Source organism: Bacillus cereus group sp. BfR-BA-01453, from assembly GCF_022662915.1.
Lineage (GTDB): Bacteria > Bacillota > Bacilli > Bacillales > Bacillaceae_G > Bacillus_A > Bacillus_A paranthracis.
Map to the genome: position 1 here is coordinate 172,246 of NZ_JAKUEN010000006.1, position 17,554 is coordinate 189,799.

Consider the following 17,554-nt stretch of genomic DNA (forward strand, 5'->3'; position numbering starts at 1 on the left):
TCTTCAACCTTCTTTCTCAATCAAGAAATAAGCGTGGAATATTATATGCAAGGTGTAGTAAGGTGACCAGTGTTAATAGGTAAAATAAATAAATGGGAGTGGAATGTATGAGATATGAAATGGGATTATATAATAAACCTTTTCAGTCAATTCAATCAGGAAAAAAAGTGTATGAAGTGCGCTTATACGATAAAAAGCGTCAACTCATAAAACAAGGCGATCATATTGTATTTACGAACCTTACGACAGCAGCAACGATGGCTGTAAAAGTAACGGAGATAAAACGATATAAAAACTTTCAAGCAATGTACGAACAAATTGATAAAAAATTATTGGATTGTGAAAATGATAGTTTAGAGGAAATGTTAGAAAGTACATACAAAATATATACGAAAGAACAAGAACAAAAGTGGGGAACAGTTGCGATCGGTATTGAGGTAATAAAATGACAAGAAATCGCGGCGCGGCTATCATTGTGCAGGAAGGGAAAATTGCTCTTATAAAACGTATCCGAGAAGATGAAACGTACTATGTTTTTCCAGGTGGAGGAATTGAAGAAGGAGAAACACCTGAAGAAGCAACAAAGCGAGAAATTTTTGAAGAATTAGGGGTACATATAAAAGTGGAGCATCTAATTGCAAAGGTGGAGTATAAGGGTACGGAGTATTATTTTAATGCCGATATTGTAGGTGGAGTTTTCGGAAGTGGTAAAGCTGAAGAATTCGAAATGAAAGATAGAGGGATTTATATTCCGTTATGGTTGCCGATATATGAGTTGGAAAAAGTGAACATAAAACCGTATGAAGTGGTTGAAAGTATATTAGAACATTATAAAATATAAGGTCTGACAACATACAAAAAAAACCATTGACATAGTCTTCTGATTTAAGTATTGTATTCGAGTATGTTTATAATCAGGAGGTTTATATGAGCAATCAAACAACTACACATCATGTGAAAATGACAACAGCAGATCCATCTGGAATTGGTCTATTTGGATTAGCGATGGTAACACTTGTAGCATCATCTCAAAAGTTAGGCTTAACAGATGGCGTTTCACTAGTATTACCATGGGCAATCTTTTTAGGAGGATTTGCACAAATCTTTGCTTGCATTCACGATGCAAAGCATAACAATACATTCGGTACAACAGCATTCGGTGCATACGGTCTATTTTGGCTAGGTGTTGGAATGACTTGGTTAATTCAACTTGGAGTATTTGGCGAAAAATTAGCACAAGCTGCAGATTCAAAACAGCTTGGTGTAGCCTTTATCGGATATTTGATTTTCACAATATTTATGACAATTGGTGCAATGGAAACACATAAAGTATTATTTATGATTTTCGTCCTTATTGATTTCTTATTTATCGGTCTTTCATTAAGTACTTTAGGTGTTATGCCGCATGCAATGCATAATTTAGCAGCATATTCTGAACTTCTTATTTCATTATTATCTTTCTATGGTTCAGCAGCAGCAGTGTTAAACACACACTTCGGAAAAGTTGTTTTACCAGTTGGAAAGCCGTTTGGTATTTTTAAAAAGTAATAAAAAAGCACAGATGATTGTATAGTCATCTGTGCTTTTTTTATGAAGTAAACAGAAATAATAAAAAATATAATTGAAATTGATTCTCATTATTAATATAATGAGAATGAGAATCATTTATTATTAGAGGGGGATGCCAAATTGGCGAAAATTTTAATAGCTTATGCAAGTATGTCAGGAAATACAGAGAGTATTGCTGATTTAATTAAAGTTAGCTTAGATGCTTTTGATCATGAAGTAGTCTTGCAAGAAATGGAAGGCATGGATGCTGAAGAATTATTGGCTTATGATGGAATCATTTTAGGGTCTTATACGTGGGGAGATGGTGAACTACCATTTGAAGCGGAAGATTTCCATGATGACTTAGAAAATATAGATTTATCAGGGAAAAAAGTAGCGGTATTTGGATCAGGAGATACGGCGTATGAACTGTTTTGTGAAGCGGTAACGATATTTGAAGAGAAACTTGTAGAACGCGGTGCAGAGCTTGTACAAGAAGGATTGAAAATCGAATTAGCTCCAGAAGATGAAGAGGATGTTGAAAAATGCAGTAATTTTGCAATTGCATTTGCTGAGAAGTTCTAAGAATGGGAGTGTCAACGTGGAGACAATGTTAAGTGCGACCGCTATTACAAAGTTAAGAGATGGAAAGCTTATGTTAGCTACTACATATAATGGCTTATTTATTGAACAAGACGGAGAATGGAAACAAATTTTAAATGGTTTTCAAAAACGAATTAGGGATTTACATAGCGAAGATAATGTAGTGTATGGTGTAGGTGACGAAGGAATTTTTATTCGTAGTATGAATGGTGGAGAGAATTGGACGGTTCAACGTTTTCCAACAAAGGCAACGAGTTGGAATGTGTGTAGTAATATAGAAGGAACTGTCATTGCTCATGGAGATAAAACGTTGTATCATTCTAATGATTTTGGTTCGACATGGGAAACCATTCATCCATTTCTTGAGTATGGTAGCGGGGCACCATCTATTCGATCGTTGTTTTTATATAAACATTACTTATTTATCGGTACGAAAATACATGCTAAATATGGTGGTGTTTGGCTCTTTAATTTGGAGACACGTAAATTAAAGAGGATTAAAATCGTGATGAATCAGATGATCTCAGCGTTGACTTTACACAACTCGTATTTAGTAGCAGCCAGTGGATCGTGCAAAGGGATTAGTGGGAATATTTCTTTTTGTAAAATAGAAGAAAGTATTGAGAGTGAAAAAATATATTGGCACACATGCCAAAGCGAGCAAAAAGCAAGTAGCTATTTAGACTTAAGTGTAGATCAACATGTGTTATATACAACGTCAACGCAAAATAAGGCTGGGATTAGTACTGTTTGTCGTGTACTTTTAGAAGAAGGAATTGTAACAGTATGTGATTCAGTTAAAGGGCATGGCTGGCGCATTGTGAACCAAAAAGAAGCCTATTTTGTAGCTGGATCAGGTGAATCAAAAGCGATGCAGTGGAAGAAAAAAGTTGTATAGCAAAAAAACTTTGCTTTTATTATATTGATATGATATATTATATTTAAACCATTTTACTTTTAATAATATAGAGATTTAAATGAGCTGTAACTTCCGAGGAGGATAGCAATGTTAAATCTCCTCAGAGTTGCAGTTTTTTTAATGTCTGACTTATTTTTGTAAAGTGGTTGAAAATGAATATGTACATATAGGTACATTGTAGGAGGATTTTTTACATGCAAAACGGTAAAGTAAAATGGTTTAACTCAGAAAAAGGTTTCGGATTCATCGAAGTTGAAGGCGGAGAAGACGTATTCGTTCATTTCTCAGCTATCCAAGGCGAAGGTTTCAAAACTTTAGAAGAAGGTCAAGAAGTTACTTTCGAAGTAGAACAAGGTAACCGTGGACCTCAAGCTACAAACGTTAACAAGAAGTAATTGTGGAGAAAAGAAGGGCTTGCCCTTCTTTTTTTTTGCATTTTTATTGAATAACCTCCTATGTACATAGCATAATGAGATTGAATTTTCGTTTGTTAGACGAAGTATTACATGCATAAAGTGTATGAATAAATAAATACTGAAAATAAAGTATATGTGTGAAAAGGAATGTAGAAAGAGGTAAATAAATTGGAAAACGCTACACATTTTATTGTGTTTGATATAGAGAGAAATTTTAGGCCATATAAATCAGAAGATCCGTCAGAGATAGTTGATATCGGAGCTGTAAAAATAGAAGCAAGTACAATGAAGGTAATTGGAGAATTTTCGGAGTTAGTAAAACCGGGGGCACGACTTACTCGTCATACGACAAAATTAACGGGAATTACAAAGAAAGATTTAATTGGTGTCGAGAAATTCCCGCAAATTATAGAAAAATTTATTCAGTTTATCGGAGAAGATTCTATATTTGTTACATGGGGAAAAGAAGATTATCGATTTCTATCTCATGATTGTACGTTACATAGTGTAGAATGCCCTTGTATGCAAAAAGAAAGAAGAATTGATTTACAAAAATTTGTTTTTCAAGCGTATGAAGAATTGTTTGAGCATACACCAAGTTTACAATCTGCAGTAGAACAGCTCGGTTTAATATGGGAAGGGAAGCAGCACCGAGCTTTAGCGGATGCTGAGAATACAGCGAACATACTTCTTAAAGCATATAGCGAGAGAGATATTACTAAAAGGTATAAAAGACATGGCGAACTTGAACTTGTAGAGAACGGAAAACTAACAGAAAAAGCGAAAAAAAAGATGCGAAAATGGGTATTTAAAGAAATGAGAAAAAATACTGAGCGTCCTTTCGTTTGGAGTACATTTGAAAGTAGTGACACGTGGGAAAGTATAACGGAAAGATATTATATAAGTGAACCTACAATAGAACTTCTGAAAAAACATTTTCGTACAGCGGTTAGAAAAGCGGAAAGGCAGATTAGGTATTTGGCTGAGATGGAGAAGAATGCAGAGGTTAAATGACATTCTTCTCTATTTCTAGTTACATAAATTTACTGTCATTGTATTGATGGATGAATAAAGTATTCATATAAATAGGAATTGATTTGTTGTGCTACTTTGAAATTTAAGGTGTGGTAAGAAATTTTTTAATATATTCATAAAATTAGAGCCCATAGAAATGAAAGAGGGTAAAGTTGAATGGAAGCAATCTTTAACATTGTAACAGTTTTAGTTTTTGGGATAATATTTACCACGCTATTAGCGGTAATTACACTTCCTTTCATAGCAAAGAAGAAGAATTGGAAAAAGCTTAATATCTCTTTAAGTCGTGGTGTGTTAAAGATTAAAATAGAAGAGTAAGATAAGAGTTTTAGACAAGGTGGGTGTGATAGTGATAGACTTAGATATTAAAGACGTCAACGTACAGATGGAATTAAACGGAGTCTTTTGGAATGAGGATGGGATTGCTGAAATGACGGTGACTACAAAAGAAGAGCATTCTTTTCTTCTTCGTTTAGTAGTTGATTTAGAAAGTAAAACGATTAGGGCGACGAGTATTGAAATAGTGAATGGATTCTGTCCGCTATGCAAACAGAAAAGGAACGAATGTAGTGAATTGCATGACTTGCAAAACAAAATGGATATTTTAGAAGAAGCTTACGATTGGGTGAGAGAGCATCCGGAATATCGTTTTCAGTTATCTTTTTACGAGTACAATAAGTTTGAGGTAGTAAAGTGAAAATTTCATTTTACTAATATACATAGTGACTACTCTAATGGAAATACACTTGTACAACAAAAAACAAATCTACTGAATCCTGTGACAAATGTCCTTTTGGATTAAAAATAAGCATATTTTGTTATAAAGCAGAAAAACCGATTCTTAGTAGAATCGGTTTTTTACATAACTTTCAAATATGTCCCAAATAAAAGATCGTTTGTTAGTAGTGCTCCGTAAAAATAGGGATATAGAATGGTTTATTCAATCCCGTTCGGATCATAAGAATACTGCTGCTTATTCTCAATCCGCTCAATCACATCTTGCAATTCATCTGGCTTCAGAAACTCAATAGGAGAGAAGCCTTTCTCAAATGTAAGTGTATCAGCCTCAATCATTAATACGTATCGGTCATTTACCTTTGCGATATGTATTTGATCCCCGAAATCAGCAAGTAGGGCCTTTACAGAGATATGGTCTGCTTTTAGCTTTAATTCCACTTCAGGCGCATGCTCGACGATTTGAGCGGTAGCCTCCATTACTTCTTCGGTTGAAAATTGTTCCATAATTTCACGTTTCGGACTGGCAGCCCATACTTCCATTGCTTGGTCGAATTGTTCGCGTTCTTCCGTACCTTCTTCAAATACATCTTCAATTTGGTCGTATACCATGTCCATTACTTGTGTTTTCATAATTTCAGGCATAGAGCGTTCGTATTCGACGAATTTTAAGAAGTCTTCAAAGTAACGGGCGTGTGATGCTTGGTGAATTTTTAGCTCGCCCACTTCGACCATACCTTCTTCGGGCATGTACGGATATTGGATAGATTTCATATTTTTTGTTGTGATGGCCATCTCAACGTTACGAATTAGTGTGGATTCATCGGAAATAGAAGCGACTTTTGGCTCGAAGTCACATTTCATAACGAAGACGAATGGATCATCAAAGTATTTGCGTAGTTTTGCTTGCGCAATTAAAAATACACCACCGCGCACAGCACTTGTGTCAAGATATGTATAAACGAGAGGTTCGCTCATATCTTTGAAGTTTTCCTTCGTTTCTGCAAAGCGGATGCGATTAAATAAGTTGTAATGAGGGTTTGAGTCAAGTTCGTGCCCTTCTTCTACAATAAAGCGACCGATCTTTGTCGGAGCTTGTTCTGTTTTCGCATGACGTTCTACTTTTCGCTTTGAAATTTTTAATAATTCTCCATTCAAAAATTCTTTTAAGGAGCTATCTTCATACTCTTCAGCGTCTAATGTTTGAAAATGTTTGTAGCGTTTATCAACAGCTTCACCTTTTCCTTCTACTTGTACAACATAAAAGGAAAGATAATTTATTTCAAAATCCATATTTATCACCTTGTTTCATTTCATTAACTCTTATCAGTATAGAGATGGAAAAAACTTTCGTCAATTTATATAAGGAAGGGGAAGCCCCCCTTCCTTCATATATTTTTTATTTCCGAAATTAAAATCCGTCTTCTAATGCTGAAAATGGAATGTTCAGTCTGTTTTCTACTGTACGTAAACGTTGGTTTAAGCGGTTTAATCTACGTGTATGACGTTCAACCGTGTTTTCTAATTGACGTACTCTTTGTTCAAGCTCATTTACTCGTCTTTCTAATTGACGGTTTCCAGCACCAGGAAAAGAGATTGGAAGTTGGAATTGTCGAGTTTGATCATATGGATTAACTTGTTCTACTGGATCTATATATTGTTGGTATTGTGCTTGTAAATCATATTGAGGTTGATAACCAGTTTGGTTATATGGATCGTATGGATTGTAGGGGTACATAAAAACATCCTCCATTTCTTTAAAATAGGTTAATTCACCATAATGTATGTGTAAAAGCGGAGTGTGGCACGGCAAATACCTATTTATGTTCACAGGATGTTTTTTTTATAAATACGAATATGGAGTTTTACATTTGTATTTCGTTCGTTTTATGGTATATACTGGATAATAGGTAGGGGTTACGTAAAGGTTACAATTCTATCAAACTCAAACTTTTATGTAAATATATATAGACATTTGGAAAAGAAAAGAGTAATTTATATAGAGTAAAAAATAACTTGTAACAATTTATAAATATATTGTAAAATGATTGTAACAAAACATACATAAAAATGAAATAATACATAAGAGTAGTATTGGGGAAAAGGGGAGAGTATATTGTTCCGTAAAGTAAAGGGTATATTAGTTGGGGTTTTATGTGTAGCTGTAGTGAGTGGCTGTGGTACAAAAGTAAGTGATGTTGCATTAGTAAGTGATATTGGTGGCCACACGGTAGAGGCTAAAGCAGAAGTACAGGATTCTATTAGTTTAGTAGATGGTCGTACAGGTACGGAAGTGAAAAAGCTAGATTTGTCGAGTCTAGGTTATTTTGAAGATGAAGCGAAATTTAAAAAATCAGTTGAGAAGGTTGCTAGGGAAGTTGGAAAAAATGTTGACAAAAAGATGGTCCCTTCACGTCTAGGACCTGATGGAAGTTGGCAAGAAGGAAAACCTTCTTATGAATTAATGGAAAAAGAATTAGTAAATAAATTATTAAACGTAGGTATGTGGGATTCTTCCTATCAATTACCTATTGTTGAGAAAAAACCTACCGCTACATTAAGTGATGCGCAAGGAAGTGGTACGGTAATTGGTAGATATGAAACGAATTTAGGTGGCTCAACAGGTGGACGTATTGAAAATATTCGTTTGTCAGCAGCGAGTATAAATGGAGTTGTATTAGCGAAAGGGGACAGTTTCTCTTTCAATGCATTAATTGGTGATACAACACCGGATAAAGGATATCAATTAGGAAAAGAAATTGTAGATGGTAAGTTAGTAGATGGATATGGCGGTGGCGTTTGTCAAACATCATCAACATTATACAATGCAGCAGATCAAGCTGGTTTGAAAATGGTAGAGAGAACAACACATTCTAAAACGGTAGGTTACGTTCCACAAGGAAGAGATGCTACAATTGCATATCCATACTTAGATTTAGTGTTTGAAAACACGAATGATGCACCTGTGAAACTTTATATGGGCATTCAGGGCGGAAAGTTAGTTGCTGAAGTACATAAAATGCGATAAGGGTTATTACAGTACAGTTTGAAATAGAAACAGCATAAAAGAAGTCGGAAGGTATATAATTACCTTCCGATTTCTTTTTGATACGTAATCCAGGTAGCACAAGGATTGAAAGGAACGGATTTTAATATCTCCATTGCATATATACTTGTTGAATCGAATTCACCTTGAATGAAAGAATAGCCATGTTTATTTGCATACATAAATTGTTCGAAAACGAGCAGTTTCAGTAAGGATAAATCGTCTTTCGTGTGAGTTCCGCACCATCCTAGTTCTACCGTATTATCCTTTTCTGATGTATGGAGGAAAGAGTATGCCATAATTTGATGCTCTTCATCTATAATGAGAAAGCTCCCATCTAGTAGTACGTCATCAGCTAAAATCATCTCTTGCCAAGTTTGTAATGGGAGTTTAAAGTTTTCTCGCTTTTGAATCTCGTTTAATAAAAATTCTTCAATGTGTAGCTCTGCATAGAAAGGATTCGTATATATTCGAAAGTATGTGCAGTATGGATGGAAGTTACTGCCCCAGGTGAAAAAGATGCCTACTACATCTTTTTTATAGTAGGCAATATACGCACATTTTGTTTTATTATCTCGTAATAAGTGAAATACGTACGATTCTTCATTGTATAAATCAATAAGTTGTTTTACTTGTAGCTCATTATTTTTACTATACTTCTCTATAACAAGATTATTTTCATTGGAGGACTTTATCATAGCTCAATCCAAAAACGTCTTACTACATTCCCATCTTCCTCAATGAAATCCTCATCACGAAGCCCGCCGTTATGTAAAATTGTTTTTTCTGAAGCAGTATTTACTTCATCGCAAACGATCAGTGCTTTTGTGATGTTTAATTGCTTCGCTTTTTCCAGTGATAATGCTAGTAATTTCGTAGCGTAACCTTTTCTTCTTTCAGAAGGACGAATGCCATAACCGATATGACCGCCAGCGTTAAATAAATGTTCGGTTAAACTATGACGTATATTAACAGCTCCTACGATCCTATTATGATCTGTAACGAGCCAATACGTAGAATCTGGTACCAAAGAGTCAGGAAGATTTATTCCATTATGTGCATCGAGTAATTCTTGTACCATAGCGGGGAAGTTAGAAGGATCCTTTGTAATAACCCACGGAATCATCGTTTCACCGCTATCTTTCCATTCGTTATAAAAATCTAAGTATTCTTCTTGTAAATCGGTAGTAGGTGTAAGTAAAGAGACGTTCATTGTTAATAAGCTCCTTTATTTATGTAGTATGTATAAAAAAATTACGACACAAATTGAAAACGTTTTCTTGATTTTCTCAACATCATTTCATTCGACTTTAGTTTTTAAAGAAAATGAGTGGAGGTTTAAATCTATTGATTGTTTATTTTATGTTAATATTTAAAATATTAACATAAAACGGCCTAGGTATTAAGTGTATTTTAGTAAAATTCCTTCATATCGATAAATGGATGTGTGTGATAATTTTTATTTTATCTATCTATAATGAATGAAAGGGGGAAGGGCTCGTGAGTGTAAATATTGATTTCATTATACGAATCGGTGTTGCTGGTTTGTTAGGAGCAATAATCGGTATTGAAAGGGAAATTCGATCAAAAGAAGCGGGCTTAAAAACACATTTCCTAGTAGCGGTAGGAAGTGCTTTAATAATGGTCGTTTCGAAATATGCTTTTTCAGATATTATGAATGAAGATCATATGGCGCTAGATCCGAGTCGTATTGCAGCGCAAGTTGTTAGTGGAGTAGGTTTTTTAGGGGCAGGTACAATTATTATTCAAAAGCAGGCGGTGAAAGGATTAACGACAGCGGCTGGTTTATGGGCCACAGCAGGAATTGGATTAGCAATTGGGGCTGGCATGTATGTAGTAGGAATTGGCGCGACGATTCTCGTTTTAATTGGTTTAGAGATTGTAAGCCGTATTTTTAAGGTGCAATTTTTATTTCCTCAAAACATAACGGTGCAAATACATATAAATAAACATGAAGCGGTACAACAAATAGTAGAAACGCTACAAGTGAAAGGTATTCCAATACTTTCATATGAAGTGGAAGCTTTACAAAAGGATGCAGAAATAGTTTATAAGGTAGGGATGCAGCTGAAAAATATATCGTCAGAAGAAAAGAATGCGTTTATTCAGCATATGCAAACATTACCAGAAGTTACGTTTATAAAGTTAAAATTATAGCGTTAAAAACGAGGATAGATGTAGCAGGAAACTCGCTATTATCTATCTTCTTTTGATATAAAACGCACATAAAGTCAAGTGTTAATTTTGCATGGTATGGATACATGTGTGAACGTTACCTTATTTTTTCTCAATACAGTATAAAAAGTAAAAATAGTAAAATAATGGTGCGGTACACTAAAAAATGTAAGGTAGGGGAGAGCATGAAAGGCTATTCAAAAAAAGTGTTAGTAGGGGTAAGTTTTGCTAGTTTAATGTTAGGGAGTTTTCAAGGGGACGCATTGGCAGAAGGTACAAAGGGAGAGCAAGTTTCATATCGGAATGTGCTCAAAATGGAGCCGATTGGTTTACAATTACCAGTGCAAGAATTAGCTCATTCATCAAAAGTGTTGGAAAATAAGTCTTTTGAGAAAAGGCTACAATTTGCTGATTTGTCACAAAGACCGCCTGAAGTGAAAAAGGAAAGTAAGCAATTAGCTGTAGCGAAAACGTATACAATTGCTGAATTAAATCAATTGAGCAATCAGCAGTTAGTGGACTTACTTGTAACAATTGATTGGGAGCAAATTACTGGGCTATTTCAGTTTAATAAGGATAGTCTTGCATTCTATCAAAACGATAGTAGGATGCAGGCGATTATTGATAAATTGAAGCAGCAAGGCGGGGCTTATACGAAGGATGATTCCAAAGGGATTGAGACTTTAGTAGAGGTATTACGATCAGGATTTTATTTAGGGTTTTATCATACAGAATTAAGTAAACTAAATGAGCGGAGCTATCATGATAAATGCTTACCTGCACTACAAACGATTGCGAATAACCCGAATTTCAAACTCGGTACGTTAGAACAAAATAGAGTTGTCTCATCATATGGGAAATTAATAGGGAATGCTTCAAGTGATGTGGAAACGATAACAGCAGCTGCAAAGATTTTTAAACAATATAACGATAATTTTTCTGCGTGGGTAGACAATCTTTCAGCTGGAAATGCGATTTACGATATTATGCAAGGTGTGGATTACGACATTCAATCGTATTTGTACGATACGAGAAAAGCACCGAAAGATACAATATGGTATCAAAAAATTGATAGCTATATTAATGAATTAAGTCGTTTTGCCTTAATTGGAACGGTGACAGAGAAGAATGGATGGTTAATTAACAATGGTATTTATTATACAGGTAGACTTGGTACATTCCATAGTACAGGGACGAAAGGATTACAAGTTGTAACGGACGCAATGAAAATGTATCCGTATTTAGGAGAGCAATATTTCGTAGCTGCTGAGCAAATTGCGACGAATTATGGCGGGAAAGATGCAAATGGAAATGTTGTGAATTTAGATCAAATACGAGAAGATGGAAAGAAAAAATATTTGCCGAAAACGTATACGTTCGATGATGGAGCAATTGTGTTAAAAGCTGGAGATAAGGTGACAGAAGAAAAAGTAAAACGTCTATATTGGGCGGCAAAAGAAGTGAAGGCACAATTCCATCGTACGGTTGAAAGTGATCAGCCCTTAGAAAAAGGCAATCCTGATGATGTATTAACGATGGTTATTTATAATAGTCCAGCTGAATATCAATTTAACCGTCAATTGTACGGGTATGAAACGAATAACGGCGGTCTTTATATAGAAGGAACAGGTACGTTCTTTACTTATGAACGTACGCCAGAAGAAAGTATTTATAGTTTAGAAGAACTGTTCCGACATGAGTTCACACATTACTTACAAGGTAGATATGAAGTGCCAGGACTTTGGGGACAAGGGAAGATGTATGAGAATGAGAGATTATCTTGGTTTGAAGAAGGAAATGCGGAGTTTTTTGCAGGTGCAACGAGAACAGATAATGTTGTACCGAGAAAGAGCATTATAGGGGGAATATCTTCAAATCCAGCAGAACGTTATACAGCAGAGAGAACGTTAAATGCAAAGTATGGAACGTGGGATTTCTATAATTATTCCTTCGCTTTACAATCGTACATGTACAATAAGAGATATGATATGTTTGACAAAATTCATGATCTTATTAGAAAAAATGATGTAACAGCATATGATGCATACCGCTCTGCTTTAAGTAAAGATGCGAATTTAAATAAAGAGTATCAAGACTATATGCAAATGTTAGTAGATAACCGTGAGAAATATAATGTTCCATTAGTATCAGATGATTATTTAGCGACGCACGCACCGAAACCAGTTTCAGATATTGCAGCAGAAATTACAGCAGAAGCAAAATTAAGTAATGTATCGGTTAAGAAAAACAAATCACAGTTCTTTCATACATTTACACTACAAGGAACATATACAGGTACGACTGCAAAAGGAGAATATGAAGACTGGAAATCAATTACACAAAACGTAAATGATACGTTAAAACGGTTAAGTGCAAAAGAATGGACAGGCTATAAAACAGTAACAGCGTACTTCGTGAATTATCGTGTGAATGCATCAGGACAATTTGAGTATGATGTTGTATTCCATGGTATTAATACAGAAGAAGGCGCTGTGAATAAAGCGCCAGTTGCGGTTATAAACGGTCCATATAGCGGAAATGTAAATGAAGCAATTTCATTTAAAAGCGATGGATCAAAAGATGAAGATGGGAAAATTGTTTCTTATAAATGGGAGTTTGGTGACGGTACTGTAAGTAATGAACAAAATCCAACTCACGTGTATACAAAAGAAGGAACATATACAGCGAAATTAACAGTAACAGATGATAAAGGATTAACGAATACTGTTACAACGAATGTAACGGTTCAAAAGAAAGAAGATAACAGCGCAGAAAAAGAGCCAAATAATTCATTCCAAACAGCAAATAAACTACAATTAAATCAAGTTTTACGTGCTAGTTTAGGAAATGGTGATACGAGTGACTTCTTTGAAATAAATGTGGAAACGGCGAAAAACCTTCAAATTAATGTAACGAAGGAAAATAATATTGGAGTAAACTGGGTTCTTTATTCTGAAGCAGATTTAAATAATTATGTTACGTATGCACAGCAAGAAGGGAATAAGTTAGTAGGAAGTTACTACACGTATCCAGGAAAATATTATTTACATGTGTATCAGTATGGCGGGGGAACAGGGAATTATACGGTAGAAGTGAAATAGTAAAAGAGAAATAGTCTTTCAATGAATGGAAATCAATTTAAGCTTATATTTAGTAATGCAGGTAACGATATCAGGTACAAAAATAAATACTGGAGTATCGTTATGCGTATTAAAAAAATTTGTACTTTAAATGAAAAAATAACTGTAGGGAAGTATCTAATGATATGAAGAAATCAAGTAGTAAGAGAGCTTATCTTGAAGTTAAGCAGATCTAATCAGTAAATGAGGTACAATCTATAAATTATTATTTCATAGAGATGTGAGCAAAGTAATAAAATTCAAGTATGTTTGATTTAATTAAAGGACCAAAGTTTATCCGTAAAAATAGATAAACTTTGGTCCTTATTACTTTTAATTCATTCGCGAAATCAAGATGACTAATGAGTCGAGTAGCGGGATTTTTTAAATTTATTTAATAAGTTAAGTAGTGAAAATTTTATCATTTAAATCATTCCGTCATATTAGCAGGGGATACTAATAGAAAAACGTGTTCCTTTACCTAATTCACTCTCTATCTCTATATCTCCGTTTAATTCTTTAATAATGCTATAAGCAATCATAGTGCCAAGTCCAGTCCCTTTTTCTGTTGTTGAATAGAATGGCAAGGCAATTCGTTTTATTTGTTGAGAGGACATTCCAATCCCTGAATCAATAATATCGATTATAATATTCCCTTTTATTTTCTGTATATTTATTTGTAATACGCCACCATTTATCATGGCTTCAATTCCGTTTTGTATGATGTTGTTTAGACAGATTCTGAATTTTTCGGGGTCTCCATTTATATAAAAGGAATCTGTACTATTTTGTTTTATTTCAACTTTATATGATAGAGCGAGTGGTGAAATAGTGTCTTTCACTTGATTTAAAATATGATTAATATCTATTTTCTCATTTAGGGTGTTCTGTGGTTTTGTTAAGGATAAATAGTTATTAATAGTGGATTGTATTTGCTGCATTTCAATTAACATGATTTCTAAGTACTGATTCTGAGGTAGCTTAGAGGCATGTTTTTCATTTAACAATTGAGTGAATCCATGTACTGTGGTTAGTGGATTATGAATTTCGTGTGCAATGGACGCGGCTAGTTCGCTAGCTATATAAAATTTTTCAGCCCGTTGCAGCTTTTCTTTCATTTTATATTTCTCAATCATTCCCTCTATTAAATAAACTGATAATAATACTGTGAAAATATTAATGATTATATAATTTAATAAAAATTCTATGAGAGTAGAGTCTATTCTACCACCTGTATTTATTTGAGTTACAAAACCGCAGATAGAAAGTGAAGTTGTACATACTAAAATAAGAAGCAAGCTTAATAATAGTTTTTTTTCTTTAACATACTTAGGTAATACGTAACGAAAGAACATTGTTATAACAGAAATAATAGTAAAGATAATAAATGATGGAAGAACGCCATTTCCGCCTAAGTAAAATCGATAAGAAAGATATAAAATTCCTATAAAAACAATGTTTTTTGTATTTCCGTATAGAAAAACTAATATGATAGGAATAAAACGTAAATCATAAATAAATCCAGCATGTAAATGAAAAGGAAACGTCATGCAAAAAATAATAGCAACGGAGGAAAGGATAGAAATCAATATATGATTACATGTTATTTTTTCTTTAAATTCTAACCAAAATACATGGTAGCTAAGGATACAAATTATTATTATAAAGGTATTTAATAAAAGAGTAGAAATTCCCATAGTTTTGCATCTCCGATAGTTTGTATATAGGATTATGTATGAGTTAAACTTAGATGTTTAGTATCAGTAAACTTTCTATCTAAAAAAGGAAGGGCACTTGAAAAAGTACTATCATATTATTCGTATTAAAATTGATAAGGAAGTTAGAAAAAATAATAGATAAAAAAATCTACTTAGATATTTATATCTATGAAACTAGAAATTGATTTTTGTATAGGTGAAATTTGAATTGAGTTACTGATAAAATAATGTTTTTTAAGTGTGAATATTCTGTGAAGATAATATATGTGGTGACCTTTGTTTTATAGCCTTCGTTATATTAACATGGAATATATCAAATTACAAAGTGAAAATTTTAAAACTTTTTATTAGTATATTTTATCTAAAATGGAAACACTATTTATTTGAGTGTCTTGGTACTTAATTGTATGAATTCTTGTGGGGAAAAGGCTTTGAAATTTACATGTTCTTTTTTTTGAAGCATAATACTGTAGACTTATCTATGTCAGTTTCTTAATAACCATTAAGGTATAAATTTAAGATATATAGGTTTAAAGATATGAATTATTACATAAAAACGCACTTACAAAAGAATGTATGATGGTAATAGAATACAAACATCAAGGGGGAACTTAAAATGAAGTTTAATAAACTAGTGCTTGGTTGTGGAGTCATTTCAGCATTAACACTTGGTGTGTTAGGAAATAATACTTATGCTGAAGAAGTAAACAAAATGAATGATACAATTCATTTTGTTGAACATATTCCTACAGACATATTATTAACTCAAACAATGGATTATAGTGGAGAGGCTATAACTTCTTTTGTATATAGTGGGAGTGAAAATTTAAGCTTCTTTATGAAAAATAATGGTCAAAATACAATGGGATATAGTGTAAAAGGTCCAAATATGGAGCTAATTGTTGGTGGTTATATAAAACCTGGAGAACAACAAATTAATGTTACAAATGTACGGAATGCTCTATCTCCATTACCAATTGGAACGTATAGTATTTACGTTTCAAATGATGATGGTTCTAAGGGACAATTCCAAGTTGCAGTAAGATCTATGAATTAAATTTAAAACGCCTTTTTTATAAGTTAATTTAGTCTTTACTTACTGGAAAGAAACTATATTGAAATGAGAATTACACATAAAAGTAAAAACGAGGATGTCGATTTTGAGAATCTTAAAGTGAAGGTGACTTGAAATTCAGTTAAATTACATAAGAAACTAGAAAAACCACTTATATAAGTGGTTTTTCTAGTTTTAGGCTATACATTTAAAATTAGGCTAAGTTAAAGTAATAAGCATTTTATTTGTTTAGATTATTTTGGTTCTGGATAATGATTGTAGTACGAAATTCTAATAAATTCTTGGTATACATTTGTTAATTTAGCATCTCTAAGAGCGTCATTGAATTTTTGCATACGAACACTACCTTGAGCGTAGCCTCCACCAGGAACATAAGGATTTCTAGCTTCAAAGTCATCCATAAAGGCTTTTAATTTTTTATAGTCCTGAGATTGATAAAAAATAGCCGCTTCTTCAGGAGTGACATCAAAGTAAGAAGAGGATGTTGAGTTATAAGAAGCCGCTTGAGCGGTAGGTGTTTCTAGCATAGTTGCAGCCCCACCAAACATAGTAAGCGCCATAGAAGATACAATGATTTTTTTAAACATAATAAAACCTCCACATAGAATATTTGGATTAAAAGCGATCCTGTAATCATTATAGTTACATTGAAAATGATTATCAAATGCAATATTGCATAATTTATTATTTGAACGAGAAGTCTCCTTTATCTCTACATGGGGAAGTTTAGTAGGAGATTAATAGATTAAAAGAGGTTTACATATCATTGAGGTTAAACAGAAAATGAAATAAAAAGCATATTTTAATTGAGGAAAGTTAAAAGGATCTATTATTAAAGATAGTGATATTTTAAAAAGGTATGACAGTTACCAGCTAGAGATACTATTATAGGGGATTTAGCTACGTTTATTGCTGTTAAGAAATACATAATATATCTGTCTGTATAAGATAAAATGAAGAAACATTTCTTTTGGATTTTACAATATGTGTAAGGGGAATCAAGATTTTAATTTGTACTTTAAGTAAGGGAGAAAAGTATTACTTTTTATGCAACGAAGAATGTTAAGTCTCATTCAAAGTTATAAAATAATCCTTTTAAAACAAAATATAGTTTGGCTAAAAATTAGAGGGCATCAATTCATTG

Annotated in this window: 19 protein-coding genes; 13 read left to right on the top strand and 6 right to left on the bottom strand. The window is 33.4% G+C overall.

What is annotated here, in order from left to right; all coding sequences use genetic code 11:
* Positions 1 to 107: 107 nt before the first annotated feature.
* From MR070_RS14740 to MR070_RS14780, 9 genes are all read left to right on the top strand, one after another.
* On the top strand, positions 108 to 449 hold the full coding sequence (locus MR070_RS14740; RefSeq protein WP_001268356.1) for an ASCH domain-containing protein: 342 nt from the start codon (positions 108 to 110) through the stop codon (positions 447 to 449).
* A complete protein-coding gene (locus MR070_RS14745) occupies positions 446 to 841 on the top strand; it encodes an NUDIX hydrolase (RefSeq protein ID WP_000197781.1) in 396 nt (131 codons plus the stop codon). Before MR070_RS14740 ends, MR070_RS14745 begins: the two co-directional genes overlap by 4 nt.
* A gap of 86 nt (positions 842 to 927) precedes the next feature.
* On the top strand, positions 928 to 1,548 hold the full coding sequence (locus MR070_RS14750) for an acetate uptake transporter (RefSeq protein ID WP_000070938.1): 621 nt from the start codon (positions 928 to 930) through the stop codon (positions 1,546 to 1,548).
* A gap of 141 nt (positions 1,549 to 1,689) precedes the next feature.
* Positions 1,690 to 2,133: a flavodoxin gene (locus MR070_RS14755; RefSeq protein ID WP_001062755.1), complete on the top strand. Its 444-nt coding sequence runs from the start codon at positions 1,690 to 1,692 to the stop codon at positions 2,131 to 2,133.
* A 16-nt stretch (positions 2,134 to 2,149) separates the two neighbouring features.
* The gene (locus tag MR070_RS14760; protein WP_139896338.1) at positions 2,150 to 3,049 is read left to right on the top strand and encodes a WD40/YVTN/BNR-like repeat-containing protein; all 900 of its coding nucleotides are present in this window, start codon (positions 2,150 to 2,152) and stop codon (positions 3,047 to 3,049) included.
* Positions 3,050 to 3,264: 215 nt separating this feature from the next.
* Positions 3,265 to 3,465 (top strand): cold shock-like protein CspB, encoded by a 201-nt coding sequence (gene cspB / locus MR070_RS14765; protein WP_001179150.1) that lies wholly within the window; start codon positions 3,265 to 3,267, stop codon positions 3,463 to 3,465.
* A 189-nt stretch (positions 3,466 to 3,654) separates the two neighbouring features.
* The gene (locus tag MR070_RS14770; RefSeq protein WP_242261538.1) at positions 3,655 to 4,500 is read left to right on the top strand and encodes an exonuclease; all 846 of its coding nucleotides are present in this window, start codon (positions 3,655 to 3,657) and stop codon (positions 4,498 to 4,500) included.
* Positions 4,501 to 4,677: 177 nt separating this feature from the next.
* Positions 4,678 to 4,839 (top strand): hypothetical protein, encoded by a 162-nt coding sequence (locus tag MR070_RS14775; protein WP_000387290.1) that lies wholly within the window; start codon positions 4,678 to 4,680, stop codon positions 4,837 to 4,839.
* A 31-nt stretch (positions 4,840 to 4,870) separates the two neighbouring features.
* Positions 4,871 to 5,218, top strand: coding sequence for a hypothetical protein (locus MR070_RS14780; protein ID WP_000566103.1), 348 nt, complete (start codon positions 4,871 to 4,873; stop codon positions 5,216 to 5,218).
* Positions 5,219 to 5,457: 239 nt separating this feature from the next.
* Here the strand turns inward: MR070_RS14780 and MR070_RS14785 are convergent, their stop codons facing one another.
* Positions 5,458 to 6,549 (bottom strand): DUF3900 domain-containing protein, encoded by a 1,092-nt coding sequence (locus MR070_RS14785; protein WP_000345047.1) that lies wholly within the window; start codon positions 6,547 to 6,549, stop codon positions 5,458 to 5,460.
* A gap of 118 nt (positions 6,550 to 6,667) precedes the next feature.
* A complete protein-coding gene (locus MR070_RS14790; RefSeq protein ID WP_001997954.1) occupies positions 6,668 to 7,009 on the bottom strand; it encodes a hypothetical protein in 342 nt (113 codons plus the stop codon).
* Positions 7,010 to 7,372: 363 nt separating this feature from the next.
* On the opposite strand from MR070_RS14790, the gene MR070_RS14795 reads away from it, so the two are divergent.
* Positions 7,373 to 8,284 (top strand): VanW family protein, encoded by a 912-nt coding sequence (locus MR070_RS14795; protein ID WP_000488987.1) that lies wholly within the window; start codon positions 7,373 to 7,375, stop codon positions 8,282 to 8,284.
* Positions 8,285 to 8,343: 59 nt separating this feature from the next.
* On the opposite strand, the gene MR070_RS14800 is transcribed toward MR070_RS14795, so the two are convergent.
* Together MR070_RS14800 and MR070_RS14805 are read right to left on the bottom strand one after the other, a co-directional pair.
* The gene (locus tag MR070_RS14800; RefSeq protein ID WP_000597692.1) at positions 8,344 to 9,000 is read right to left on the bottom strand and encodes a hypothetical protein; all 657 of its coding nucleotides are present in this window, start codon (positions 8,998 to 9,000) and stop codon (positions 8,344 to 8,346) included.
* A complete protein-coding gene (locus MR070_RS14805; protein WP_242261539.1) occupies positions 8,997 to 9,515 on the bottom strand; it encodes a GNAT family N-acetyltransferase in 519 nt (172 codons plus the stop codon). Before MR070_RS14805 ends, MR070_RS14800 begins: the two co-directional genes overlap by 4 nt.
* 287 nt (positions 9,516 to 9,802) lie before the next feature.
* Between MR070_RS14805 and MR070_RS14810 the strand changes: the two genes are divergently transcribed.
* Positions 9,803 to 10,480, top strand: a complete 678-nt coding sequence (locus tag MR070_RS14810) for an MgtC/SapB family protein (RefSeq protein WP_000115698.1) — start codon at positions 9,803 to 9,805, stop codon at positions 10,478 to 10,480.
* Between the two features lie 203 nt (positions 10,481 to 10,683).
* Positions 10,684 to 13,599 carry a collagenase ColA gene (gene colA / locus MR070_RS14815; RefSeq protein ID WP_242261540.1) on the top strand — a complete coding sequence of 972 codons (2,916 nt, stop codon included), beginning with the start codon at positions 10,684 to 10,686 and terminating at the stop codon, positions 13,597 to 13,599.
* Positions 13,600 to 14,060: 461 nt separating this feature from the next.
* Here colA and MR070_RS14820 read toward each other — a convergent pair whose 3' ends face one another.
* Positions 14,061 to 15,314: an ATP-binding protein gene (locus MR070_RS14820; RefSeq protein ID WP_000513011.1), complete on the bottom strand. Its 1,254-nt coding sequence runs from the start codon at positions 15,312 to 15,314 to the stop codon at positions 14,061 to 14,063.
* Between the two features lie 637 nt (positions 15,315 to 15,951).
* On the opposite strand from MR070_RS14820, the gene MR070_RS14825 reads away from it, so the two are divergent.
* Positions 15,952 to 16,392 carry a hypothetical protein gene (locus tag MR070_RS14825; RefSeq protein WP_000671235.1) on the top strand — a complete coding sequence of 147 codons (441 nt, stop codon included), beginning with the start codon at positions 15,952 to 15,954 and terminating at the stop codon, positions 16,390 to 16,392.
* A gap of 251 nt (positions 16,393 to 16,643) precedes the next feature.
* On the opposite strand, the gene MR070_RS14830 is transcribed toward MR070_RS14825, so the two are convergent.
* Complete coding sequence (locus MR070_RS14830; RefSeq protein WP_000473487.1) at positions 16,644 to 16,997, bottom strand: hypothetical protein; 354 nt, start codon at positions 16,995 to 16,997, stop codon at positions 16,644 to 16,646.
* Positions 16,998 to 17,554: the final 557 nt, after the last annotated feature.